This window comes from Microbacterium sp. MMO-20, assembly GCF_037147735.1.
GTDB lineage: Bacteria > Actinomycetota > Actinomycetes > Actinomycetales > Microbacteriaceae > Microbacterium.
The window spans coordinates 63,361-86,766 of sequence record NZ_JBBCUU010000002.1 but is presented as its reverse complement, the minus strand read 5'-3'; the positions used below and the strand labels follow the sequence as shown (position 1 = coordinate 86,766).

Annotated in this window: 18 protein-coding genes; 6 read left to right on the top strand and 12 right to left on the bottom strand. The window is 71.4% G+C overall.

Annotated features, from left to right (window positions below):
* Window positions 1-184: 184 nt before the first annotated feature.
* The 7 genes from WFI52_RS04050 to WFI52_RS04020 all read right to left on the bottom strand — a co-directional run bounded on the left by WFI52_RS04050 (window position 185) and on the right by WFI52_RS04020 (window position 9,970).
* Entirely contained in the window at window positions 185-2,002 is a 1,818-nt protein-coding gene (locus tag WFI52_RS04050; protein ID WP_336626007.1) for an ABC transporter ATP-binding protein, read from the bottom strand.
* Window positions 1,999-3,843, bottom strand: coding sequence for an ABC transporter ATP-binding protein (locus WFI52_RS04045; protein WP_336626008.1), 1,845 nt, complete (start codon window positions 3,841-3,843; stop codon window positions 1,999-2,001). Before WFI52_RS04045 ends, WFI52_RS04050 begins: the two co-directional genes overlap by 4 nt.
* A gap of 296 nt (window positions 3,844-4,139) precedes the next feature.
* Complete coding sequence (locus tag WFI52_RS04040) at window positions 4,140-4,664, bottom strand: methylated-DNA--[protein]-cysteine S-methyltransferase (RefSeq protein WP_336626009.1); 525 nt, start codon at window positions 4,662-4,664, stop codon at window positions 4,140-4,142.
* On the bottom strand, window positions 4,661-6,172 hold the full coding sequence (locus WFI52_RS04035; protein ID WP_336637396.1) for an AlkA N-terminal domain-containing protein: 1,512 nt from the start codon (window positions 6,170-6,172) through the stop codon (window positions 4,661-4,663). Before WFI52_RS04035 ends, WFI52_RS04040 begins: the two co-directional genes overlap by 4 nt.
* Window positions 6,173-6,266: 94 nt before the next feature.
* Window positions 6,267-7,874 (bottom strand): bifunctional phosphoribosylaminoimidazolecarboxamide formyltransferase/IMP cyclohydrolase, encoded by a 1,608-nt coding sequence (gene purH / locus WFI52_RS04030; protein WP_336626011.1) that lies wholly within the window; start codon window positions 7,872-7,874, stop codon window positions 6,267-6,269.
* Window positions 7,875-7,914: 40 nt separating this feature from the next.
* Window positions 7,915-8,520: a phosphoribosylglycinamide formyltransferase gene (gene purN / locus WFI52_RS04025; protein ID WP_336626012.1), complete on the bottom strand. Its 606-nt coding sequence runs from the start codon at window positions 8,518-8,520 to the stop codon at window positions 7,915-7,917.
* A 46-nt stretch (window positions 8,521-8,566) separates the two neighbouring features.
* The gene (locus tag WFI52_RS04020; protein WP_336626013.1) at window positions 8,567-9,970 is read right to left on the bottom strand and encodes a cell division protein PerM; all 1,404 of its coding nucleotides are present in this window, start codon (window positions 9,968-9,970) and stop codon (window positions 8,567-8,569) included.
* Window positions 9,971-10,049: 79 nt separating this feature from the next.
* Here WFI52_RS04020 and WFI52_RS04015 point away from each other — a divergent pair, with 79 nt between their 5' ends.
* The gene (locus tag WFI52_RS04015; protein ID WP_336626014.1) at window positions 10,050-11,468 is read left to right on the top strand and encodes an NCS2 family permease; all 1,419 of its coding nucleotides are present in this window, start codon (window positions 10,050-10,052) and stop codon (window positions 11,466-11,468) included.
* 86 nt (window positions 11,469-11,554) lie between these two features.
* On the opposite strand, the gene sucD is transcribed toward WFI52_RS04015, so the two are convergent.
* Together sucD and sucC are read right to left on the bottom strand one after the other, a co-directional pair.
* Window positions 11,555-12,457 carry a succinate--CoA ligase subunit alpha gene (gene sucD, locus WFI52_RS04010; RefSeq protein WP_336626015.1) on the bottom strand — a complete coding sequence of 301 codons (903 nt, stop codon included), beginning with the start codon at window positions 12,455-12,457 and terminating at the stop codon, window positions 11,555-11,557.
* 39 nt (window positions 12,458-12,496) lie between these two features.
* Window positions 12,497-13,663, bottom strand: coding sequence for an ADP-forming succinate--CoA ligase subunit beta (gene sucC / locus WFI52_RS04005; RefSeq protein ID WP_336626016.1), 1,167 nt, complete (start codon window positions 13,661-13,663; stop codon window positions 12,497-12,499).
* 297 nt (window positions 13,664-13,960) lie between these two features.
* Between sucC and WFI52_RS04000 the strand changes: the two genes are divergently transcribed.
* The 3 genes from WFI52_RS04000 to WFI52_RS03990 all read left to right on the top strand — a co-directional run bounded on the left by WFI52_RS04000 (window position 13,961) and on the right by WFI52_RS03990 (window position 17,211).
* Window positions 13,961-14,638 carry a TetR/AcrR family transcriptional regulator gene (locus tag WFI52_RS04000; protein WP_336626017.1) on the top strand — a complete coding sequence of 226 codons (678 nt, stop codon included), beginning with the start codon at window positions 13,961-13,963 and terminating at the stop codon, window positions 14,636-14,638.
* Window positions 14,639-14,857: 219 nt separating this feature from the next.
* Window positions 14,858-16,009, top strand: coding sequence for a phosphotransferase family protein (locus WFI52_RS03995; protein WP_336626018.1), 1,152 nt, complete (start codon window positions 14,858-14,860; stop codon window positions 16,007-16,009).
* A complete protein-coding gene (locus WFI52_RS03990) occupies window positions 16,009-17,211 on the top strand; it encodes an acyl-CoA dehydrogenase family protein (protein ID WP_336626019.1) in 1,203 nt (400 codons plus the stop codon). Before WFI52_RS03995 ends, WFI52_RS03990 begins: the two co-directional genes overlap by 1 nt.
* A gap of 47 nt (window positions 17,212-17,258) precedes the next feature.
* Here WFI52_RS03990 and WFI52_RS03985 read toward each other — a convergent pair whose 3' ends face one another.
* The 3 genes from WFI52_RS03985 to WFI52_RS03975 form a co-directional block, all read right to left on the bottom strand.
* Entirely contained in the window at window positions 17,259-17,834 is a 576-nt protein-coding gene (locus tag WFI52_RS03985) for a TetR/AcrR family transcriptional regulator (protein ID WP_336626020.1), read from the bottom strand.
* Between the two features lie 23 nt (window positions 17,835-17,857).
* The gene (locus WFI52_RS03980) at window positions 17,858-18,607 is read right to left on the bottom strand and encodes an SDR family oxidoreductase (protein WP_336626021.1); all 750 of its coding nucleotides are present in this window, start codon (window positions 18,605-18,607) and stop codon (window positions 17,858-17,860) included.
* 206 nt (window positions 18,608-18,813) lie between these two features.
* On the bottom strand, window positions 18,814-20,544 hold the full coding sequence (locus WFI52_RS03975; protein ID WP_336626022.1) for an acyl-CoA dehydrogenase: 1,731 nt from the start codon (window positions 20,542-20,544) through the stop codon (window positions 18,814-18,816).
* Between the two features lie 156 nt (window positions 20,545-20,700).
* Between WFI52_RS03975 and WFI52_RS03970 the strand changes: the two genes are divergently transcribed.
* Window positions 20,701-21,798 carry an ATP-dependent DNA ligase gene (locus WFI52_RS03970; RefSeq protein WP_336626023.1) on the top strand — a complete coding sequence of 366 codons (1,098 nt, stop codon included), beginning with the start codon at window positions 20,701-20,703 and terminating at the stop codon, window positions 21,796-21,798.
* A gap of 200 nt (window positions 21,799-21,998) precedes the next feature.
* On the top strand, window positions 21,999-23,378 hold the full coding sequence (locus tag WFI52_RS03965; RefSeq protein ID WP_336626024.1) for a threonine/serine ThrE exporter family protein: 1,380 nt from the start codon (window positions 21,999-22,001) through the stop codon (window positions 23,376-23,378).
* Window positions 23,379-23,406 lie beyond the last annotated feature (28 nt).

Genomic DNA, 23,406 nt, shown 5'->3' with positions numbered 1-23,406 from the left:
TCGAGGCCGCGATCGCGCGGGCGCTATCGCAGCAGCTGCACCTGCAGCACTGAGCCCGCACTTCCCCTCCTCGCGTGCGACGCCCGCTCGCGCAGATTCGCAAGGACGCAACAGAATCGGATGCCTGGGTCTGCGGCATCCGATTCTGTTGGCGTTCTGCGAATCTGTTGCGGCGCGAAACGGGTCAGACGAGCGACTCGCGCCACGCCGCGTGGAGCTGCGCGAACTTGCCCGTACCGGCGATGAGCGTCTCGGGGTCGTCGTCCTCGATGATCTCGCCGTGCTCCATGACGAGCACGCGGTCGGCGATCGCGACGGTCGAGAGGCGGTGCGCGATGATGATCGCGGTGCGGTCGGCCAGCAGCGTCTGCAGCGCCTCCTGGATCTGACGCTCCGACGGGATGTCGAGCGACGCGGTCGCCTCGTCGAGGATCAGCACCGCGGGGTTCGCCAGGAAGGCCCGCGCGAACGAGATCAGCTGGCGCTGCCCCGCTGAGACGCGCCCACCGCGCTTGTTGACGTCGGTGGCATACCCGTCGGGCAGGCGCTCGATGAAGGCATCCGCTCCGACCGCGCGCGCGGCGGCCTTGATCTCGTCGAGCGTCGCGTCGGGCTTGCCGAGCGCGATGTTGTCGGCGACCGTGCCGCTGAACAGGTACGCCTCCTGCGTGACCATGACGATCGCGCGGCGAAGGTCCTTGGGGTGCAGCGCCCGCAGGTCGACGCCATCGAGCGTCACCTGGCCCTGGCTCGGGTCGTAGAAGCGAGACACGAGTTTGGCGAGAGTCGACTTTCCGGCGCCCGTCGTCCCGACGAGAGCGATCGTCTGCCCCGCCGGGATGTCGAGCGAGAAGTGCGGAAGGATCGTGCGGTCGCCCGAGTAGCCGAAGACGACGTCCCGGAACTCGATGTGCCCGCGCGAATCCCAGAGGTCGACGGGGTGCTCGGGGTCGGGCACGGTGGGTTCCTCGTCGAGAACGCCGGACACCTTCTCGAGAGCGGCCGCGGCGGACTGGTAGGAGTTGAGGAACATCGCGATCTCCTGCAGCGGAGAGAAGAAGTTCCGCACGTACAGGACGGCGGCGAGCAGGGTTCCGACGAGCAGGTCGCCCGTGCCGACCCGGATGCCGCCCCACAGGAGAACCCCCGCGACGACGAACGCGGAGACGGCCATCATGCCCGGCTCGAACGTCCCGAACAGGCGGAGCGACCGCATGTTGACGTCGCGGTACTGGCCCGACAGGTCGCCGAACTCCTCGTCGTTGCGCGCTTCCTTACGGAACGCCTTCACCGCACGGATGCCCGTCATCGTCTCGACGAACTTCACGATGACCTTCGCCGACACGACGCGCGACTCGCGATAGGCCCGCTGCGAGCCCCGGTAGAACCACCGCATGAGGAAGTACAGCGGGATGCCGCCGACGAGGAGGATCGCACCGGACTGCCAGTCGAGCAGCAGCAGCGCGATGAGCGTGAAACCGCCGTAGAGGATGCCGGAGACGAGCTCGTTGAGGCCGCCGTCGAGGAGCTCGCGGATCGAGTCGAGATCGCTCGTCTGACGCGAGATGATGCGGCCCGACGTGTACGACTCGTGGAACTCGAGGCTGAGCCGCTGCGTGTGCACGAAGATCCGCTTGCGCAGGTCGAGCATGACGGCCTGCGTGAGGCGAGCGGCGACGACCGCGTACCAGCCGATGAGCGCGGCTCCGCCGGCTCCGGCGGTGAGGTAGACCGCGACGATCATGATCGTCGGCATCCAGTCGCCCGCCTCCAGAACGCGCGGGAGCGCCTGGTTGATGCCGAAGGCGATCAGGGCCGGGCCCGCGACCTGCAGCGCGGTCGAGACGACGAGCACCGCGCCCGCGAGCGCGAGCTGCAGCCGCAGCGGCGAAACGAGCGAGCCGAGCAGGCGCAACGAGCGCCGGCGGATCGCGCGCGACTCTTCGCGGGTGTAGTCGGAGCGGTCTTCTCCGGTCGTTCCGGCGACGGATGCCGTGGTCATCGGGGCACTTCCTCGATGGTGGGGACGGGTGTCGTGCGGGGGGACGCCTCGCCACGCCGCTGCGCGGCGTCTTCGAGGCTCGAGATCACGTAGCGGTAGTGCTCGCTCGTGCGCAGGAGGTCGCTGTGGGTGCCGACCGCCGTGATCCGGCCGGCCTCGAGCAGCGCAACGCGGTCTGCGAGCATGACCGTCGACGGCCGGTGTGCGATGACGAGCGTCGTCGTGTCGGACATCACCTCGCGCAGCGCGTCTTCGACGAGTGCCTCCGTGTCGACGTCGAGAGCCGACAGCGGGTCGTCCAGGACGAGCACGGCGGGTCGCGCCGCGACGGCGCGTGCGAGCGCGAGGCGCTGACGCTGACCGCCGGAGAGCGACAGGCCCTCCTCGCCGATGACCGTATCGACGCCGTCGGGAAGCTCGTCGACGAAGCCGGCCTGCGCGACCGCGAGCGCTTCGCGCAGCACGCGCTCTGCCTCGGGGGACTCGGGCGCGAGGTCCTCGCGCCCGAGCAGGACGTTCTCCCGCACCGTCTGCGAGAAGAGCGTCGAATCCTCGAAGGCCATGCCGACGCGCGTGCGCAGATCGTGCAGCGTGAGTTCACGCACGTCGACGCCGTCGAGCGTGACGCGACCCCCGGTGACGTCGTACAGGCGCGCGGGGAGCGTCGTGAGGGTCGTTTTGCCCGAGCCGGTGAGTCCCACGAGCGCCATGGTCTCCCCCGGCTCGAGGGCGAGATCGATGCCGTCGAGGAGGTCGCGCTCGGAGGCGTGCGCATCCTGGTAGCGGAAGTGCACCCCCTCGAAGGCGAGCGCCCCGCGCGAGGAGCCGACAGTCACGGGATCGGCGGGATCGGTGATGGTGTTCTGCTCGTCGAAGACCTCGAAGATGCGGTCGCTCGCGGTCCTGGCATCCAGCAGGAACGAGAACAGGAAGCCGATCGACTCCATCGGCCAGCGCAGCACGGTGGCCATCGCGAAGAACGCGACGAGCTCGGCGACCTGGAGCTGCCCGGCCTGCGCGAGGACGATGCCGACGCCGAGGCACAGTGCGAAGGCGATATCGGGCAGCAGCACGAGCCAGAACCAGATCCAGCCGACGGCCTTCGCCTTGTCGATCTCGGTTTCGCGGAGGGACTCCGCCTGTCGCGCGAACTTCACGAGGGCGTGCTTGCCGCGCCCGAACGCCTTCAACACACGGATGCCGTGCACCGACTCCTCGACAGCGGTCGCGAGGTCGCCGGCCTGGTCCTGGCTCCGCCGCGCGAGCGTGCCGTACGTCTTCTCGAAGCGGTAACCGGCGTACCACAGCGGCGCACAGACGATGAGGAAGGTGATCCCGAGCGCCCAGTGCCAGCGGAACAGCAGCCCCATGCCGACGAGGATCGTCAGGATGTTGACGACGAGGAGGACGAGGCCGAAGGCGAGCCAGCGCCGCAGCATCGAGATGTCCTGCATCATGCGGCTGAGCAGCTGCCCCGACTGCCAGCGGTCGTGGAAGGCGACGGGCAGACGCTGCAGGCGTTCGTAGAAGCTCGTGCGCATGTCGTACTCGACGCTCGTCGAGGGCGCCAGGACGAACCAGCGCCGGAGCCATACCATGAGCGCCTCGAGCAGACCCAGCAGCAGGATGAGCCCCGCGCCCCACGCGAGCGCGCCGACATCCCCCGTCGAGATCGGGCCCTGCACGAGAGTCTCGAGCACGAGCGGGATGGAGAGGGCGAGCAGGCTCGCCCCGAGCGCGCTCACGGCACCCAGCACGAGGCGCCCGAGGACGGGTTTCGCAAACGGAAGGAGCCGGGCCAGGGCCCGGACGGTCGAGATCTTTTCGGACGGTGAAGTCATGATCCTTGCGGGGGTGGTGCGGAAAGGGATGCCGAACGTGCGGCGACGGCGAAGGGGCGGGCGCGCGGACGCACGAAGACGTGCGGGGCCCGAATGCAGGAGAACGCGATGCGAGGCGGAGTCATGCCGCCAGAGGGAGATGCGCGGGCGTTATCCCCGAAATGCCCCGGCCGCGAACGGACGGAGGACGGCGGGCTTCGTGTAGACGATGGCCGTGGACATGAGTTCCTCCAGGTTCGGTGAGCGGGGGCGCGTCGCCGGGTTGCGGCGACAGCCGTCCAGAGTATCCCTGAGAGTCAGCTGTGCGCAAGAATCTGTTCGCTCGGATCAGCGGCGAGAGCGGCCTCGCGGTCGAGGAGCGCCTGCTTGACGGGGAGCCCCCACGCGAACCCGCCGAGTGCTCCGCCGGTGCGGAGCACTCGGTGGCACGGCACGAACAGGGCGGCGGCGTTGCGCGCGCAGATCGACGCGGCCGCGCGGACGGCGCTCGGCGAGCCGAGCGCCGTCGCGAACTCGGCGTAGGTGAGGGGGCGGCCAGGCGCGATGCGGCGGAGGGCCTCCCATCCGGCGCGCTGCAGCGCGGTGCCGATTTGGTGCACCTCGATACCGTTGATCGCGCCGAGGTCGCCGGCGTAGTACGCCGTGACGGCCGCCGCCGCGTCGACAGTTCCCTCGCGCACGTCGGACGGCGGCGTCCGCAGCCGTGCGAGGATCGCTGCCGGCTCGGCTGTCCACCCGCTCGCGAGCACGCGCTGCCGCTCGTCGACGAGCAGGGTGAAGGCACCATCGGGGGTGTCGAGGGTCTGGATCGTGGCGGTCATCGGGTGGTCCTTTCGCGAGGTGGCACGGCGCGCCAGAGGTGCGCCGTGAGGTAACTGCGCCACGGGGCGGTGCGGGCGGCCCACCGGTCGAATCCGCGCGGGTCCGCCGGGATCCCGGCGGACCCCGCCCCCGCCCGCACCGCGACATCACCCGGCAGGGTGATGTCGGGGTCCCCCAGCACGCGCATCCGCACGTAGTCAGCCGTCCAGGGTCCCACGCCCGGTAGCGCGAGCAGCGCGGCGCGCTGCCCCCGCGTCTCGTCACCCGCGGTGAGAGACAGCGTTCCGTCCGCGAGAGCTGTGGCAGCGTTCACGACCGCGCGGATCCGCGCTCCCGGCCCGCGCAGCACCTCGTGCCCGTGTGCGGCGATGGCCGCCATCGTCGGGAACAGCCGGTCGAAACGCGCACCTGCGCCCTCGTCGGAGGGCGGAGCGTCGTCACCGAATCCGGCGACCCGCTCCCCCAGCGCGTCGGTGAGCGCCGACAGCGCCGTCGTCGCGGCGCCGACGGTGATCTGCTGCCCCACCATCGCCCGGATGAGCATCTCGTGCGGATCGACCGCACCGGGGACGCGAATGCCGGGGACCCGGGCGACGAGCGGGGCGAGCTCCGGGTGCGTGCTGAGCGCGGCATCGACCGCGAGCGGATCGGCATCGAGGTCGAAGAGTCGCCGCGCCCGCGCGACGAGAACGGGGAGATCGCCCAGCTGGGTGAGCTTCGCGCGCAGACGCACCCGTCCCGCGTCGTCGGTGCGCAGCTCGAACCAGGCCGGTCCGCCCGGGAGGCGAACGGTCCGGGCGAAGGACGTCGCCGCGCCGACTTCGGCTCCCGCGACGGCGCGCGCCGCCATCCATGCGAACAGCCCTGCGACGTCGAGCGGTCCGCGATGCGGCAGAACGAGGTCGATCGCGCCCGGTGCGGGGAGGGCGGCATCCCCACGCCGACGCGCGCGCAGCGCGAGAGGCGCCATCCCGAACACCTCGCTGATGGTGTCGTTGAACTGGCGGACGCTCGCGAACCCCGCCGAGAACGCGACATCCGATGCTGACAGATCGGTCGAGACGAGGAGCATCCGCGCCGTGTGCGCGCGCTGCGCGCGAGCGAGGGCGAGGGGGCCGGCGCCGAGCTCCTCGGTGAGCAGGCGGGTGAGGTGGCGCGACGAATAGCCGAGCCGCGCGGCGAGACCGGGCACGCCCTCGCGCTCGACGACGCCGTCCGCGATGAGGCGCATGGCACGTCCTGCGACGTCGCCGCGCAGGTTCCACGCCGGCGAGCCCGGCGCGGCTTCCGGAAGACACCGCTTGCAGGCGCGGTAGCCCGCCTCGTGCGCGGCGGCGGATGTCGGGTAGAACGTCACGTTCTCGGGCTTCGGCGTGCGCGCCGGGCAGCTCGGTCGGCAGTAGATGCCCGTCGAGCGCACGGCCGTCACGAACTGCCCGTCGAACCGCGCGTCGCGCGCGTCGATCGCCCGGTAGCGCTCGTCGAAGGTCAGGGATGCCGCGAACATGCCCCCAGCCTCGCACGTGACCGCCCCCGCGGCTCGCGGAAATCGGACACAACGGTGCAACCCTCCCGACCGACCGCGGCCGGCGGTTCGGCTGTCAGTGGAAGAAGTGCCGCTCGCCCGTGAAGAACATCGTGACGCCCGCGGCGCGCGCGGCGTCGATGACCTCCTGGTCGCGCACCGAGCCACCCGGCTGCACGATCGTCCGGATCCCGGCGTCGATGAGCACCTGCGGTCCGTCCGCGAACGGGAAGAACGCGTCGGATGCCGCGACCGACCCGGCGGCGCGGTCGCCCGCACGCTCGACGGCGAGGCGGCACGAGTCCACGCGGTTGACCTGCCCCATGCCGATGCCGACCGTCGCCGACGCCTGCGCGAGGACGATCGCGTTCGACTTCACGGCACGACACGCCTTCCACGCGAACGCGAGGTTGGCCTTCTCCTCGGCGGAGGGCATGTCGCCCGTGACGAGCTCCCACCCGTCGACCAGGGTCTCGACCTCGGGCGGGAAGCGGTCGGCGTCCTGAAGGAGGAGCCCGCCGGAGAGAAGGCGCACGTCCATCGGCTCCTGCCGCCAGTCGTCGGGCAGCCGCAGCACGCGGAGGTTCTTCTTGAGACGGAAGACCTCGAGCGCCTCGGGCTCGAAGTCGGGCGCCACGATCACCTCGGTGAAGATGTCACGGAGGTTCTCGGCCATCTTCAGGGTCACCGTGCGGTTGGCTGCGATCACACCGCCGAACGCCGAGACCGGGTCGCACTCGTGCGCGCGCAGATGCGCCGAGGCGATGGGGTCGAGTGCCTGGGGCGCGGCGATCGCGATGCCGCACGGGTTCGCGTGCTTGATGATCGCGACCGCGGGCTTGACCATGTCGAACGCGGCGCGGAGCGCGGCATCCGCGTCCACGTAGTTGTTGTAGCTCATCTCCTTGCCCTGCAGCTGCGTCGCCTGGGCGATGCCGTGGCCGCCGACGCGGGAGTACAGCGCGGCGCGCTGGTGCGAGTTCTCGCCGTAGCGCAGGGTCTGGAGGCGCTCGGCCTTGATGGTGAGGTGCTGGGGCAGGTCGCCCTCGGACTCGAGGGTCTCCTCCGCGAACCAGGTCGCGACGGCGCGGTCGTACGCGGCGGTGTGCGCGAAGGCGCGCGCCGCGAGTTCGCGACGCTGCGACAGTGACGTGCCGCCCTGACCCAGAGAGTCGATGATCGCCGGGTACGACTCGGGCGAGACGACGATCGCGACGTTCGCGAAGTTCTTCGCCGAGGCGCGCACCATCGCGGGACCCCCGATGTCGATCTGTTCGACGACGGCATCGCCGGTCGCGCCGGAGGCGACGGTCTCGACGAACGGATACAGGTTCACGACGACGAGCTCGAAGGGCAGGATGCCGAGCTCGGCGAGCTGGTTCTCGTGGTCCTCGAGGCGCAGGTCGGCGAGCAGGCCCGCGTGGACGCTCGGGTGCAGCGTCTTCACGCGCCCGCCGAGCGACTCCGGGAAGCCGGTGATCTCGGAGACGTCCTTGACGGCGAGTCCGGCCTCGCGCAGAAGCGCCGCAGATCCACCCGTCGAGACGAGCTCGACGCCGGCGCCGGCGAGCGCCTGCGCGAGCGGCAGCAGATCGGTCTTGTCGCTGACCGACAGGAGGGCACGGCGGATCGGGACGAGATCGCGGTCGCGGTAGAGGGCGGGATCGATGGTCGGGCCGGCCATGCGGAACTCCAGTGCTCGGGATCGGAAGGGGTGAGAAGGATCAGGGGGCGTCGGATGCCGCCGCATACGACGCGAGGTCGATCTCGCCCGTCGCGATGGCGCGCACGACATCGATCAGCAGGCGCCGCTCGACGGGCTTGATGCGCTCGTGCAAGGTGTGCTCGGTGTCCCCCGGAACGATCGGGACGCGCTCTTGCGCGAGGATCGGCCCGGTGTCGACGCCGCCGTCGACGACGATGACACTCGCACCCGTCTCGGCGACGTCCGCCGCGAGCGCGTCGCGCACGCCGTGCGCGCCCGGAAACTCAGGCAGGAATGCGGGGTGCGTATTGATGAGGGCCGGAGCCCAGGCATCCACGAGATCCGCGGGCAGAAGGCGCATGAGCCCGCTCAGCACGACGAGGTCGGGCGTCCACACGTCGATCTGACGGCGCAGCTCCGCTCCCCAGTGCTCGCGCGTCTCGAAGTCGCGGAACGGCACCATGACGGTCGGGATGCCGAACTCCTCGGCATGCGCGAAGCCGTCGGCCTGCCGGTCGGCGCCGACGACGACAACACGCGCGGGGAATCCGGGTTCGGCGGCTGCGTCGAGCAGCGCCCGCAGGTTCGACCCCGTGCCCGAGATAAGGACGGCGACCGTGAGCACCCGCACAGTCTACCGGCGGCTCAGGCGATCGACGGCTCGAGGCACGTCAGGCCGGGCGGTCGTCCGGATCGCCGCGGGACGCCAGCGGATCGAGGTCCGTCGCGCCCAGCGGCGCTGTCTCGGTCTCGTCAGGCGTCGAGCTGGGGACGAGGTCGCGCGACGGGGTGGACACGGCGGCGACAGGTACGACGACAGCGTCCTCCGGCCACGAGGCCGCGGTGCCGTCGGAGTGCGACAACGAACGTCCCGCCGAGCGCCGGACGGGTGCGAACAGGGCGATCGCGGCGCCGACGAGCAGCTCGGCGCCGACAGCGAGCCCGACGGGGCCGGCCGCGGGACCGACGTCGCCGAGACGACCGGGCCCGATCGAACCCTCCGCGAGCGCGGCGAGCGCGGCACACGAGGCCGCCCCGCCGACGACGATGACGGCGAGCACGACGGCGCGTGTCCGGGGAGGGGCCTCGCCGCCGCCCGCCACGAGACGCCGGCGCGCGGCGGCCCCCGCCGCGAAACCGACGGCGACGAGCGCGATGACGATCACGAGCGCCCACGGCGAGAGCGAGCCCGGCACGAGTCCGAGTGCGGGGATGCCGGGCAGCACTCCCAGCTCGACTCCGGAGGGCGAGACGGCGGTCCCTGCGCCGACGGCGAACCCCGGCCCGGCGGCGAACGCGCCGCCCCAGACGGCGAGCGTCGGAAGATAGGCGAGCTGCACGAGACCGAGCATCACGACACCGAGCGCGTCGACGTGCGCCGACTCGAACAGCGCGACCACTTCACCGCCGCGCACGACGGTCGCCACCGCGATGACGGCGGCACCTGCCGCAATGAATCCGGCGACGACGACGCCGATTCCGCGTGCTGCCGCCTCGGGCGCTGTCTCGGAGAGCGAGGAGCGCTCGAAGCGGGCGCGCACGGCGTCGACCACCCCGTCGTCGCCGTGTCGCCAGGCTCCGACGACCGCACCGAGCAGAGCGGGAAGAGCGAACACGGCGGTCGGCACGAGGAGCGCCTGCCATCCGTACACGGCAGCGACGGGATTCGCGGACGTCCGCCATGCCAGCCCCGCGACGGCGAGGGTCACGACCGCCCCCGAGGCGACTCCGACGACCCACGCCCCCGAACGCGCAGCGCGCGCACCGGAGCGTGCCGCGAAGAGCGCGGTGAAGGCGGCGAACCCGAGCGGAGCGAGGGAGATCCAGAAGCTCGCGGCATCCATCGGGATGCCGGTCGCCGTGAGATAGTCCGGCGGCAGCGTGATCGCGAGCGGCACGAGCTGCCCGAACTGCCACAGCCGCACCGACGCGGGCCAGAGCGCGCCCCAATCGGCCGTGCCGCCGAGGCCCAGCACCCACAGCACGGTCAGCGGCGCGAGCGCCGCGGCGACGCCGACGGCCGCCGCGATCAGGGCGTCGAGGGCGGCGAGGAGGGCGACGAGGAGGCGATTCATGCGGCTTCGACCCTACCTATGGAGGGCGCGCGCGCCTCGCGGGCACGCAGAGCCACTACGTTTTCTCACGGGAGGATTCATGTCGAGCACACCCGGAGCGCCCACACGCACCACCACCGCCGACGGGGGCGCCCTGGATCGCTTCTTCGAGATCTCGAAGCGCGGTTCGACGGTCGGCACCGAGCTGCGCGGAGGCCTCGTCACCTTCGTGACGATGGCCTACATCGTCATCCTCAACCCCCTCATCCTCTCCACACCCGACGTCGAGGGGACGGTCCTCTCCGGCAGCGCCGTCGCCGCGGCCACCGCGCTCACGGCGGGCGTCATGACCGTACTGTTCGGTCTCGTGACGCGTCTGCCGTTCGCCTTCGCGGCGGGCCTCGGCATCAACGCGTTCCTCGCATTCTCGATCGTCGGCTCGATCAGCTGGCCCGAGGCGATGGCGCTCGTCGTCATCAACGGCGTGATCATCGTCCTCCTCGCCGCAACGGGCCTGCGGAAGATGATCTTCGACGCCGTGCCGGTGCAGCTGAAGCTCGCCATCACGGTCGGCATCGGGCTCTTCATCGCCTTCATCGGTTTCGTCAACGCGGGCTTCGTCACCGCGACCGGCAATCCGTCGCCGCCCGTCGACCTCGGCGTCGGCGGCTCGGTGGCGTCCCTCCCGACGCTGCTGTTCGTCCTCACACTGCTGATCGGCGGGGTCCTCATCGCGCTGCGTGTGAAGGGAGCGATTCTCATCGCGCTCGTGGGCGGCACGGTCCTCGCCGCGATCGTCAACGCGATCTGGCCGTTCGGGCTCGACTTCGGGTTCGCGGGCGGCATCGTGGCGCTCCCCGACTTCAGTCTCATCGGCGCCGTGGACTTCGGCTTCGACCTGCAGCGCGTGAGCGTCGTCGCACTCATCATGTTCCTGTTCACGCTGCTGTTCTCGAACTTCTTCGACGCGATGGGCACGATGACGGGCCTCGCCCGCGAAGCCGGGCTCGCGAACGAGAAGGGCGACTTCCCGCGCATCAGGTCGGCCCTCATCGTCGAGGGCGTCGGCGCGATCGTCGGCGGCGGGACGTCCTCGTCGTCCGCGACGGTGTTCGTCGAGTCGGGGTCGGGCATCGGCGAGGGCGCGCGCACGGGACTCGCATCGGTCGTCACGGGCGGGCTCTTCCTGCTGGCGATGTTCTTCACGCCGCTCACCTCGCTCGTGCCTGGCGCGGTCGCGGCCGCCGCGCTCGTGCTCGTCGGAGCGATGATGCTCTCGCAGATCAAGAGCATCGACTTCACCGACTTCCGCGTGCTGCTGCCGGTCTTCCTCACCGCGACGGTCATGCCGATGACGTACTCGATCGCCAACGGCATCGGCGCAGGATTCGTCTCGTGGATCGTGCTGCATGCGTTCTCGGGCAAGGCGAAGGAGATCCACCCGCTGCTGTGGGTCGTCGGCGTCGGCTTCGTGCTGTTCTTCGCGCGCGGCCCGATCGAGGCGATGCTCGGCGTCTGACTCGGTCCGCCGCGCCCAGGGCCGGCCTCCTGAAACGAGAAGGGTCCGGATGCCGAGGCATCCGGACCCTTCTCGAGGAGACGGCGTTACAGCGTCTCGATGATTTCGCGCATGAGGGCGGCCGTCTCGGAGGGCGTCTTGCCGACCTTGACGCCGGCGGCCTCGAGGGCCTCCTTCTTCGCCTGCGCGGTGCCGGCGGAGCCCGAGACGATGGCGCCGGCGTGGCCCATCGTCTTGCCTTCGGGAGCGGTGAAGCCGGCGACGTAGCCCACGACCGGCTTCGTGACGTGCGCCTTGATGTAATCGGCCGCGCGCTCCTCGGCGTCGCCGCCGATCTCGCCGATCATGACGATCGCCTTGGTCTCGGGGTCGGCCTCGAACGCCTCGAGCGCGTCGATGTGCGTGGTGCCGATGATCGGGTCGCCGCCGATGCCGATCGCGGTCGAGAAGCCCAGGTCACGCAGCTCGAACATCATCTGGTACGTGAGCGTCCCCGACTTCGACACGAGGCCGATCGGGCCCTTGCCCGTGATGTTCGCCGGGGTGATCCCCACGAGCGCCTCGCCGGGCGTGATGATGCCGGGGCAGTTCGGCCCGATGATGCGGGTCTTGTTGCCCTTCGACTTCGCGTACGCCCACGCTTCCGCGGTGTCGCCGACGGGCACGCCCTCGGTGATGACGACGAGGAGCGGGATGTCGGTGTCGATGGCCTCGATCATCGCGTCCTTCGTGAACGCCGGCGGCACGAACGCGATCGAGACATCGGCGCCGGTCGCTTCGATCGCCTCGGCGACCGAGGCGAACACGGGCAGCTCGACGGCATTGCCGTCCTTGTCGGTGTGCGAGACGGTCGTGCCGGCCTTGCGCGCGTTGACGCCGCCGACCACGTTGGTGCCCGCCTTGAGCATGAGCGCCGTGTGCTTCGTGCCCTCGCCGCCGGTGATGCCCTGGACGATGACCTTGGAGTCCTTGTTGAGGTAGATAGACATTGTTCTAGTCCTGTTCCGGTTCCTGAGCTCGTCGAAGGATCAGGCGTTCGCCAGCTCGGCGGCCTTGTCGGCGCCCTCGTCCATGCCCGCGGCAAGGGTCACGAGGGGGTTGTTCGCCGCGGCGAGGATCGCGCGACCCTCTTCGACCTGGTTGCCGTCGAGACGAACGACGAGGGGCTTGGTCGCGGTGTCGCCGAGGATCTCGAGCGCCTTGACGATGCCCTCTGCGACCGCGACGCACGACGTGATGCCGCCGAAGACGTTGACGAACACCGACTTCACCTGCGGGTCGCCGAGGATGACGTCGAGGCCGGCGGCCATGACGGTCGCCGACGCGCCGCCGCCGATGTCGAGGAAGTTCGCGGGGGTCACGCCGCCGTGGTTCTCACCGGCGTACGCGACGACGTCGAGCGTCGACATGACGAGGCCCGCGCCGTTTCCGATGATGCCGACCTGACCGTCGAGCTTCACGTAGTTGAGGCCGGATGCCTTCGCCTTCGCCTCGAGCGGGTCGGCGGCGTCCTTGTCTTCCAGCTCCTCGTGCTCGGGGTGGCGCACCTCCGACGCGTTGTCGTCGAGGGTGACCTTGCCGTCGAGGGCGATGATGTTGCCCGAGGCATCCTGGATGAGCGGGTTCACCTCGACGAGGGTCGCACCCTCGCCGGTGTAGACGTTGTAGAGCTTCACGAAGACGGGGGCGACCTTCGCGGCCGTCTCGTCGTCGAAGCCACCGGCCTTGGCGATCTCGAGCGCCTTCGCCTCGTCGATGCCCGTCAGCGGGTCGACCTCGACCTTGGCGAGCGCCTCGGGCTTCTCGACCGCGAGCTGCTCGATCTCCATGCCGCCCTCGACCGAGCACAGCGACAGGTAGGAACGGTTGGCACGGTCCAGCAGCACCGAGAAGTAGTACTCCTTGTCGATCTGGGCACCACCCGCGATCATGACGCGCTTGACGACGTGGCCCTTGATGTCGAGACCGAGGATCGCCTTCGCGGCCTCGTACGCCTCGTCCGGGGTCTTCGCGACCTTCACGCCGCCCGCTTTGCCGCGGCCTCCGGTCTTGACCTGAGCCTTGACGACCACGACGCCGCCGAGCTTCTCGGCCGCCGCCTTCGCCTCCTCAGGAGTGTCGGCGATGATGCCGGGAAGCACCGGCACCTCGTACTTCTCGAACAGGTCACGTGCCTGGTATTCGTAGAGATCCACGCGCAATCCTCCGCTGGGCGTCTGTGGTTTTTCGGGGTGTCCGATGCCGAAGATGTCTCGATGTCGAGATATCGACCAATCCCCCAGCCTAATACGTGCGCCTGAGTGCCCGGGACCGGCCCGGCGCGGCGCCAGCCTGGGGCCGGCGTGAGTATCGGTGCGGCTCTTGGCGTGCGTCCCGGTGCGAGTGCTCAACCGTCGGACCGGTGGTGCTGGTGTCGTCTCGGGGGCATCTGGAGCGCACACCTGCCCCACCGGTCCGACGACCGGCGGCCGGACGGCGACTAGGCTCGGCGCATGACCGACGTCGCCCCCACCACCGCCCGCAACGCCGTCGTCTCGGCCGCGCTCGACCTGTTCGTCGCCCAGGGGTTCGAGGCGACATCGGTCGAGCAGATCGCGCAGGCGGCGGGCGTCTCGCGCTCGACCTTCTTCCGCCAGTTCGGTGGCAAGGACGACGTCGTCTTCAGCGACCACGACGTGCTCCTCGCGCAGCTGCGCACCTTCCTCGAGGCCGCGCGGCGCGACCCGCGCGAGAATCCGTGGGCGGCCGCGGCGGCGGCATCCGTCGAGGTGTTCCGCCACTTCGCGGCCGACCCCGAGCTCGCCCGCCGCCGCTACGCCGTCGTGCGGCAGGTGCCGGCGCTGCGCGAGCGCGAGATCGTGACGGTGTTCCAGTACGAGCGCCTGTTCGACGACTACCTGCGCCAGGCGCTGCCCGGGCTCGATCCGATCGACGCGGTCGCCTTCTCGGCCGCGGTCACCGCCGTGCACAACCACGTGCTGCGGCGGCTGCTGCGCGGCACCGACGACATCCCCGAGTCGGTGTTGACGGATGCCTATGACCGCCTGATGCACCGCTTCGGCGTGCACCCCGACGGCGAGGGTACCCGAGGCGACGACGTCGTCGTCGCGACGTTCCCCCGGCGCATGCCGACCGCCGAGGTCGCCCGCCGCCTCCGCGACGCGCTGTAGCCCCCGCGCCGCCGCGCCGCGACTGCCCTCGCGGGCGCACCCCCGTGAGGGCAGACCATCCGGCGCGAGACCGACTGCCGGGCGGTCGGTGTCGGCGCGATCGGTCGGTCTCGGGTCCGCGGCGGGGCGATGTCGCGCGCATCTGTGGCTTGGCGGCATACCGACCATTCGGTATGCTCAGTGCCAGCGGCGCATGACGTGTCGCGGGAGGGGTCGACGATGACCGACGTTCCAGGGCTCGACGTCGCGGGGCTCGCCGCGTGGATCGACCGCACACACCCCGAGCTCTCGCCTGCGCCCGCGCGGGAGCCCGAACGCGACCACAACGCCAACCCCAACCCCGACGCCGACCCCCCCGCCCGACCGGCAGACGGCAGCGGGATCACGGCGGCCGTGATCGAGGGCGGACGCAGCAACCTCACCTACCGGATCGAGCGGACGCGGCGACCCCTCATCCTGCGGCGGCCGCCGCTCGGGCACGTGCTCTCCAGCGCCCACGACATGCGCCGCGAGCATCGCGTCATCTCGGCGCTCGCCGGCTCCGCGGTGCCCGTGCCGGTCGCCGTCGACATCGTCGATGACACCGACACCCACGAGGTCACCGGCACCCTGTTCTTCGTCATGGAGTGCGCGCCCGGGCGCGTGCTGGCCCGACCCGCCGACAACGCCGGCTTCACCCCCGCGGCGCTGCACCGGCTGGGGATCTCGCTCGCCGCGCACCTCGCCGATCTGCACGCGGTCGATCCCGACTCCGTCGGCCTCGGCGACTTCGGGCGACCCGACGGGTACCTCGAACGTCAGTTGCGCACGTGGCGGCGGCAGCTCGACGCGTCACGCTCGCGCGAGACGCCCACCCTCGACGCGCTGCAGGCATCGCTCGAGGGCGACGTGCCGGCATCCGGCCGCCCGGCGATCGTGCACGGCGACTACCGTCTCGACAACGCGCTCGTGGTCGGCGGGCGCGACGACGCGCACGTCTCGGCGATCCTCGACTGGGAGATGGCGACGCTCGGCGACCCGCTCGTCGACCTCGGCATGTTCGCGCTCTACTGGACCATCGGCGACCTCGCGGGCGACGACGGAGACGCTGACGGCGCCGCCAACCCGGTCCTCGCGGCCGCCGTCCCGAGCGCCGTCGACCCCGCCGCCGGCTACCCCGACCTCGACGAACTGGTCGACGCGTACGCCGCGCGCGCGGGCATCGCCGTACCGACCCTCGACTGGTATCGCGCGTTCGCCGCGTACAAGCTCGCCGTCATCCTCGAGGGCATCCACTACCGCTTCCGCGCCGGCGACACCGTCGGCGCGGGCTTCGATCGCATGGGCGCGCTCGTCGAGCCGCTCGCCCGCCGAGGACTGGAGGCACGCTGATGGACTTCTCGTTCGATGAGCAGACGACCGCACTGATCGCGAAGGCGCGCCGCTTCGTCGACGAGCGCGTGCTCCCCGCCGAGCCCGGGCTCGACACGCAGCTCGCGCAGTCTCCGGACGAATGGACGGTGCGCCCCATCGTGCGCGACCTGCAGCGCGAGGCGAGAGCGCAGGGCCTGTGGAACCTGTTCCTCCCCGGTGCGCACGGCGCGGGCCTCACGAACCTGCAGTACGCCCCCGTCGCCGAGGTCACCGGCTGGTCGACCCGCCTCGCTCCCCCGGCGTTCAACTGCGCGGCCCCCGACACCGGCAACATGGAGGTGCTGAACGACTTCGGCACGCCGGAGCAGAAGGATGCCTGGCTGCGCCCGCTGCTGGATGCCGAGATCCGTTCTGCCTTCTGCATGACCGAGCCCGACGTCGCCTCGTCCGACGCGACGAACATCGCGACGCGGATCCGTCGCGACGGCGGCGACTACGTCGTCGCCGGCCGCAAGTGGTGGTCGACCGGGGCGATGAACCCCGACGCGAAGATCTTCATCGTGATGGGCAAGACCGACCCGGACGCCGACCGGCACCGCCAGCAGTCGATGATCCTCGTGCCGCGGGACACCCCGGGCGTGCGGATCGTGCGCCCGCTCACCGTGTTCGGCTACGACGATCGCGACCACGGCGGTCACGCCGAGATCGTGTTCGACGACGTGCGCGTGCCCGCCGCGAACCTCATCGGCGGCGAGGGCGACGGGTTCGCGATCGCGCAGGCGCGGCTCGGCCCGGGGCGCATCCACCACTGCATGCGCGCGCTCGGCACTGGCGAGCGCGCGCTCGCCCTGATGATCGAGCGAGCGGGCGACCGGCACGCGTTCGGGAGCCCGCTCGCCGACCAGGGCATCATCCGCGAGTGGATCGCCGAGGCCCGCATCACGCTCGAGTCGCTGCGCCTGCTCGTGCTCAAGACCGCATGGCTCATGGACACCGTCGGCAACCGGAAGGCGATGACCGAGATCCAGGCGATCAAGATCGCCGTGCCGCGCGCCGTACAGCAGATCCTCGAACGCGCGATCCAGGTGCACGGCGGTGCAGGCGTGTCGAGCGACACCCCGCTGGCCGAGATGTACGCCGGCATCCGCTCGCTGCGCCTCGCCGACGGACCCGACGAAGTGCACCTGAGCAGCCTGGGCCGCGCGCAGCTGAAGGGGTGACCGCGCCCGGCACGCCCGGCCGCGCCCGACCCCGGCCCGCCCGCCGTTCAGGCGCGCAGGCTCGCGAGGTACAGCTCGGTGAGCTGCGCGGCGACGAGACCCTTGCTCTCGGGGCCGTCGGACGAGTACCAGTGCGAGAGGTAGTGCACGTCGCTGAAGAAGTGCGCGACGAGCACGGCGAGCGGGACGTCGGTGCGGTACCGCCCCTCCCGCTGCCCCCGCTCGAGGAGCGCCGCGAACACGTCGTGGTACTCGCGGCGACGGCGCACGATCTCCCGCCCCCGTTCGGGGGTGAGCAGGTGCTGACTCTGGAAGAAGACCGCGCCCTCGCGGAGCTGGTCGATCGAGGTCTTGACGACGTCGATGCAGGCGGCGCGCAGGATCTCGTCCACATCGCCGCCGCGGGCGACGATCTCGTCGAGGTGCGCCTTCTGCAGGGTCAGGAGCGAGTCATAGATGCCGAAGAGCAGGTCGTCCTTCGAGGCGAAGTAGTGGTACATGGCGCCCTTCGTGACGCCCGCGGCATCCACGATCTGCTGCACGCTCGTCGTCGCGTAGCCCTGCTCGGCGAACAGCTCGACGGCGGCGCGCCGGAGGTCGTCGGCGACCCGCGAATCTCTCATAAGTCCATCTTCGCGCGGACGCGTCACATCAGCGGACGGATGCCGGCGCCACCGTCGATCGCCAGGGTCTGACCGGTCACCCACGCGGCGTCGGCGGACAGGAGGAAGGCGACCGGACCCGCGACGTCGTCGGGCTCGCCGAGACGCGCGAGCGGATACGCGGCCGACACCTCGGCCTCGTGGCCCTCGTAGAGCGCGCGGGCGAAGGCGGTCTTGATGACGGCGGGGGCGACGGCGTTGACCCGGATGCCCGGCGCGAGCTCGAACGCGAGCTGCGCCGTGAGGTTGATGAGCGCCGCCTTCGAGACGCCGTACATGCCGATGCCGGGGCTCGCGCCGACTCCGGCGACCGAGGCGATGTTGACGATCGAGCGGGTGAGCCCCGCCGCGGCGGCGTCGCGCGACCACTCCAGCGCCGCCACGACGTTGACCTCGAGGATCTTCCGCGCCGCCGCGACGTCGACGCTCGCGAGCGGTCCGTACACCGGGTTGATGCCCGTGTTGTTGACGAGATGGTCGAGCCGGCCGTGCGTCCGGGCGACGTGCGCGAACACCCCGGCGCGATGCACCGGGTCATCCGCCGCGCCCGCGACCGCCGTGGCGGCGGGTCCGAGCTCCGCGGCGGCGGCCTCGAGCGGCTCGCGGCGGCGACCCGTGAGGACGACGCGGCCGCCCTCGGCGACCAGACGCGCGGCGATCGCGAGTCCGATTCCGCGGCTCGAGCCCGTGACGATCGTCACCGTGTCCGCGAACCGTGCCCCGGCATCCGCCATTATGCTCCTCCTCGAGCGTCATACCGTCCAGTCGGTATGCCCGACTGTAGCATGCGACGCTCGCGCGGCGGCCCGCGCGCGACACCGCCCGGCCCGCGAGACCGACCGTCCGGCGCGAGACCGAGTGCCCGGCGGTCGGTCTCGGCGACGAGCGCGTGCGCGGCCGGCGGGCGGCGCGCACGCCGCGGCCGGCGGATGCCGGCGGGTCAGGCGGTCTCGCCGGAGGCGACCGTCTCGGCGAGGCCGTGAACTCGGGGCAGGTGGTGCGCACCGTAGAAGTCGGCGAGGGTGAGGCGCGCGGCGTCCTCGGCGGCGGGGGCCTCGTGCGCGGCGACGGCGACGACGGCGAGCGCGTGCATCCAGCCGCCGGCGAGCACCCCGAGCAGCATCAGGTACGGCACGCTGACGGCGTGCGCGTCGCGCGGCGACGACCCGAAGCCGACGACGTCGGCGGTCGCCCGGCGGGCGGATGCCACGGCACGCTCGAGCCGGTCGGCGGTGCGCGCCGCGACCTCGCCCGCCCCGGCTCCGCGGAGCGCGGCGACGGTCTCGTCGATCTGGGCGAACAGCGTCTCGGCGGTGGCACCCTCGTTGCGGATCACCTTGCGGCCGATGAGGTCGTTCGACTGGATCGCCGTCGTGCCTTCGTAGATGGTCATGATGCGCGCGTCGCGGTAGTGCTGCGCGGCGCCGGTCTCCTCGATGAAGCCCATGCCGCCGTGCACCTGGATCGCGTCGCTCGTCAGCGCGACGGCGTCTTCGGTGGCCCAGCCCTTGAGGATCGGCACGAAGAACTCGGCGAACGCGAGGTCGGCGGCGTCCTCGGATGCCTCGGCGCGGTCGAACAGGTCGCCGACGTACACCCCGAGGGCGCGCATCGCGAACACGTCGCTGCGGATCGAGAGCAGCAGACGCCGCACATCGGGGTGCTCCGCGATCGGCGCGTCACCGCCGCGCTCGAGCACGCGGCCCTGCATGCGGTCAGCGGCATATGCCTCGGCCTGCTGGAGGGCGCGGTCGGCGATGCCGGTCGCCTGGAAGCCCATCCCGATGCGCGCGGAGTTCATCATCACGAACATACCGGCAAGCCCGCCGCCGACCTCGCCGACGAGGTAGCCCGTGGCGTCCTCGTAGGAGAGCACACACGTCGGCGACCCGTGGATGCCCAACTTGTGCTCGATCGCGACGGTCTCGACGCCGTTGCGGTCGCCGAGCGAGCCGTCGGCGTTGACGAGGTACTTCGGCGCAACGAACAGCGACAGTCCCTTGGCGCCCTCGGGGGCGCCAGGCGTGCGCGCGAGCACGAGGTGCACGATGTTCTCGGCCACGTCGTGGTCGCCCCACGTGATGAAGATCTTCTGGCCCTTGAGAGACCAGCTGCCGTCGCCTCGTGGCGTCGCGATCGTGCGGATCGCACCGAGATCCGTGCCGGCCGCGGGCTCGGTGAGGTTCATCGTGCCGGTCCACTCGCCCGAGACGAGCTTGGCGAGGTAGATCTCGCGCAGTTCGTCCGACGCCGCGGCATCCAGGGCGTGGATCTGTCCCGCGCTCAGCAGCCAGCACAGCGCGAACGCCGCGTTCGAGGCGTTCCAGATCTCGCCGAGGCCCGCGCGGATCGAACCGGGCAGCCCGTCGCCGCCGGCGGAGGCGGGCGCCTCGGCAGTGACCCAGCCGGCCTCGACGAAGGCGGCGTATGCCTCGGCGAATCCGTGGGGCAGGTGCACCTGGCCGTCGACGAGGCGCGCACCCTCGCGGTCGCCGACCTGCTCGAGCGGCGCGAGGACGAATGCCGCGAACTCGCCCGCTCCCGCGATGATGTCGGCTCCGTCGTCGGCGGTGAGCTCGCCGCCGGTCGCGCGCGCGACGATGTCGGTGCCGAACGCCTCGCGATAGAGGAAGGCGTAGTCGGCGACGGGCGGCTGGTAGTCGGTGGCCATGGCGGGCTCCTCGCTGAGACGGCCGGGCGAATGCCCGAGATGAGACTAAAGCCCAGTGTAGATGAAACTCAGTGTCACGTCGCGGCCGATGCTGCGATCGCCCGTCGCGGCGCTACCCCCTCGCCCAGACAAGGAGCGCGGGCCAGGATGGAGCGCATGGCATACGCGATCCCCGCACCGATGCTGGCCAAGGCCGTGCCCGCCATCCCCGACCCCGCGAAGACGCCGGGCGGGCTCTCGTTCGAGCCGAAGTGGGACGGGTTCCGTGCGCTCGTGTCGTGGGACGGCAGCGACGTGATCATCGGCTCGCGGGGCGCGAAGCCGCTGACGCGCTACTTCCCCGAGCTCGCCGAGGCGTTCGCGGCGCTCCTGCCGGAGCCGTGCCTGCTCGACGGCGAGATCGTCGTCGCCCGCCCCGCGAAGAACGGCGCGGCGGCCAACGGCACAGACGACGACACCCCGGCGCGCCTCTCGTGGGAGGCGCTGTCGCAGCGCATCCACCCCGCCGACTCGCGCGTGCAGCAGCTCAGCCACACCGACCCGGCGCAGTTCGTCGCCTTCGACCTGCTCGCCCGCGGCGAGCGCGACCTCATGCCGGAACCGTTCGCGGTGCGCCGCCGCGAACTCGAGGAGCTGATGCGAGGCATCCGCCCCTCCCCCGGCGCCGCCCTGTCGCTGCACCTCACGCGCACGACGACCGACCCGGCCCTCGCCGCCCGCTGGCTCGCGCTGTTCGAGGGCGCGGGGCTCGACGGCGTCGTCGCCAAGCCGCTCGCGGAGCCGTACGCCCCGGGCAAGCGCACCATGCTGAAGATCAAGCACCATCGCACGGCCGACGTCGTCGCTCTCGGCTACCGCGTGCACAAGAGCGGCGCCGGCGTCGGCTCGCTGCTCGTCGGGCTGTACGACGACGACGGACGGCTGCACCAGGTCGGGGGGGTCTCCGCGTTCAGCGACGCACGCCGCCTCGAGCTCGTCGACGAGCTCGCTCCGCTCGTCGAGACGGATGCCTTGGGCGCGGCCGTGCACGGCGACGGCGAGCGCTCCCGGTTCACGGCGGCGGGCAAGGACACCTCCTTCGTGCGGCTGCGACCCGAGCGGGTGCTCGAGGTGCGCTACGACCAGCTCGAGGGCCGACGCTTCCGCCACACCGTGCAGTTCGAACGCTGGCGGCCCGACCGCGACCCGCGATCGTGCACCTTCGCGCAGCTCGAGACCGTACCCGCATACGACCTCGCCGACGTGCTCGACTGACGCCGCACGCACAACGAGCCCGCATCGGCGCCGGACACCGGCGGCCGGCCATGCGGGCCCGAGGTGCGAAAGCGGGCGATGCCCGTTCTTTCTGGGTCTGACGCTAGCCCTGCGCGGCGGCGGCGGAGCGCGCGCCCGGCCGTGAAAAAGCACGGCCGCGCGGGGTGCGCGTCGTACCGACCCGGTGCCAGGATCGAGACATGTCCGAGCCCGTCGACCCGCCCGCCGACAGCGACCGGCCCGGCGCCGTCTCGGCGCCCCGCGACGACACCGACGCCAGCATCGACGCCGACCGGCCGTCGGACGTCGAGTGGACGCTGACCCAGGAGTTGCGACTCGAGCCGGTGCAGTTCATCGCCCGCACCGACGCGGTCATGCGCCTCGGCGCGCTCATGCTCGGCGCGGGCGGCTCGTCGGCGCGCGTGCGCGACAGCATGGAGCGCGCCGCCCACGCGGTCGGCATCGAGAAGCTGCACACGCGGGTCGGCATGACCGACATCGTCGCCACCACGAGCCGCGGGCAGATGTTCCGCACGCGGGTCGCCGAGATCCGCCGCCCGGCCGTCGACGCCGACCGGCTCACCGCGCTCAAGCGCCTGACGGGCGAGCTGCGCCCCGGCACACCCGCCGCCGAGCTGCAGCGGCGGCTCGACGCGATCGAGTCGACCCCGCGCCGCTATCCCGAGATCGTGCGGGTGCTCGGCGCGGCGCTCGCGTGCGCGGCGTTCGCGCTGCTCAACAACGGCGGCTGGCAGGAGTTCGTCGCCGTCGGCATCGCGGCCGGCGCGGGCCAGTTCGTGCGGCTGCGCATCGGGCGTCTGCGCACGAACGAGTTCCTCGTCGTCTTCCTCTCCGCGATGACGGCGCTGCTCGTCTACCTCGGCGTCGCGGCGCTCCTCGCCGCCGTCGGTCTCCCGGGCGGGCAGCACGACGCCGCGCTGACGAGCGCCGTGCTCTACCTCGTGCCGGGCTTCCCGCTCGTCACCGGGGCGCTCGATCTCGCCCGCCTCGACCTGAACGCCGGAATCTCCCGTGTCGTCTACGCGACGCTCGTGCTGCTCGCGACCGGCACCGCGGTGTGGGGCATCGGGTCGCTCTTCCACGCGACCGTCACCCAGACCGCCACTCCGCTGTTCGACGAGCCGGTGCTCTCGATCGTGCGTCTCGTGGCGGGCTTCGTCGGCGTGCTGGGCTTCGCGGTGCTGTTCGACACTCCGCCCGCGATCGCGCTCACGGCGGCGACGCTCGGGACGATCGCGAACGTGGGCAGGCTGGCGATGGTGGATGCCGGGACCACCGTTCCGCTCGCCGCGGCGATCGCGGCCCTCACGGTCGGCTTCGGCGCGTTCCTCGTCGGCGATCGGCTCCGCGCGGCGCGCGTGACCATCACGGTGCCGGCGGTGCTCATCATGGTGCCGGGGGCCGCCGCCTACCGGGCGATCACCGGCGTCATCGCGGGCGACACCCTCTCGGCGATCCAGAACGGCTTCACGGCGGTGTTCGTCGTGGTCGCCCTCGCGATCGGGCTGACGGTGGCGCGCGTGCTCACCGAACGCGAGTGGGTGCGACGGGGCGCGTGAAGGCCGGGGTGGCCCGCTGTCAACCCTG

What these genes read in the sequence shown, in the direction of transcription:
- WFI52_RS04040 (WP_336626009.1), bottom strand. Translation starts at nt 4,664, where the DNA reads ATGACCGCCACGATCCAGACCCTCGACACCCCCGATGGTGCCTTCACC.
- WFI52_RS03965 (WP_336626024.1), top strand. Translation starts at nt 21,999, where the DNA reads ATGTCCGAGCCCGTCGACCCGCCCGCCGACAGCGACCGGCCCGGCGCC.
- purH (WP_336626011.1), bottom strand. Translation starts at nt 7,874, where the DNA reads ATGGCCGGCCCGACCATCGATCCCGCCCTCTACCGCGACCGCGATCTC.
- WFI52_RS04050 (WP_336626007.1), bottom strand. Translation starts at nt 2,002, where the DNA reads ATGACCACGGCATCCGTCGCCGGAACGACCGGAGAAGACCGCTCCGAC.
- WFI52_RS04000 (WP_336626017.1), top strand. Translation starts at nt 13,961, where the DNA reads ATGACCGACGTCGCCCCCACCACCGCCCGCAACGCCGTCGTCTCGGCC.
- WFI52_RS03980 (WP_336626021.1), bottom strand. Translation starts at nt 18,607, where the DNA reads ATGGCGGATGCCGGGGCACGGTTCGCGGACACGGTGACGATCGTCACG.
- WFI52_RS04015 (WP_336626014.1), top strand. Translation starts at nt 10,050, where the DNA reads ATGTCGAGCACACCCGGAGCGCCCACACGCACCACCACCGCCGACGGG.
- WFI52_RS03985 (WP_336626020.1), bottom strand. Translation starts at nt 17,834, where the DNA reads ATGAGAGATTCGCGGGTCGCCGACGACCTCCGGCGCGCCGCCGTCGAG.
- WFI52_RS03975 (WP_336626022.1), bottom strand. Translation starts at nt 20,544, where the DNA reads ATGGCCACCGACTACCAGCCGCCCGTCGCCGACTACGCCTTCCTCTAT.
- WFI52_RS03995 (WP_336626018.1), top strand. Translation starts at nt 14,858, where the DNA reads ATGACCGACGTTCCAGGGCTCGACGTCGCGGGGCTCGCCGCGTGGATC.
- sucD (WP_336626015.1), bottom strand. Translation starts at nt 12,457, where the DNA reads ATGTCTATCTACCTCAACAAGGACTCCAAGGTCATCGTCCAGGGCATC.
- WFI52_RS04035 (WP_336637396.1), bottom strand. Translation starts at nt 6,172, where the DNA reads ATGTTCGCGGCATCCCTGACCTTCGACGAGCGCTACCGGGCGATCGAC.
- WFI52_RS03990 (WP_336626019.1), top strand. Translation starts at nt 16,009, where the DNA reads ATGGACTTCTCGTTCGATGAGCAGACGACCGCACTGATCGCGAAGGCG.
- WFI52_RS04045 (WP_336626008.1), bottom strand. Translation starts at nt 3,843, where the DNA reads ATGACTTCACCGTCCGAAAAGATCTCGACCGTCCGGGCCCTGGCCCGG.
- WFI52_RS03970 (WP_336626023.1), top strand. Translation starts at nt 20,701, where the DNA reads ATGGCATACGCGATCCCCGCACCGATGCTGGCCAAGGCCGTGCCCGCC.
- WFI52_RS04020 (WP_336626013.1), bottom strand. Translation starts at nt 9,970, where the DNA reads ATGAATCGCCTCCTCGTCGCCCTCCTCGCCGCCCTCGACGCCCTGATC.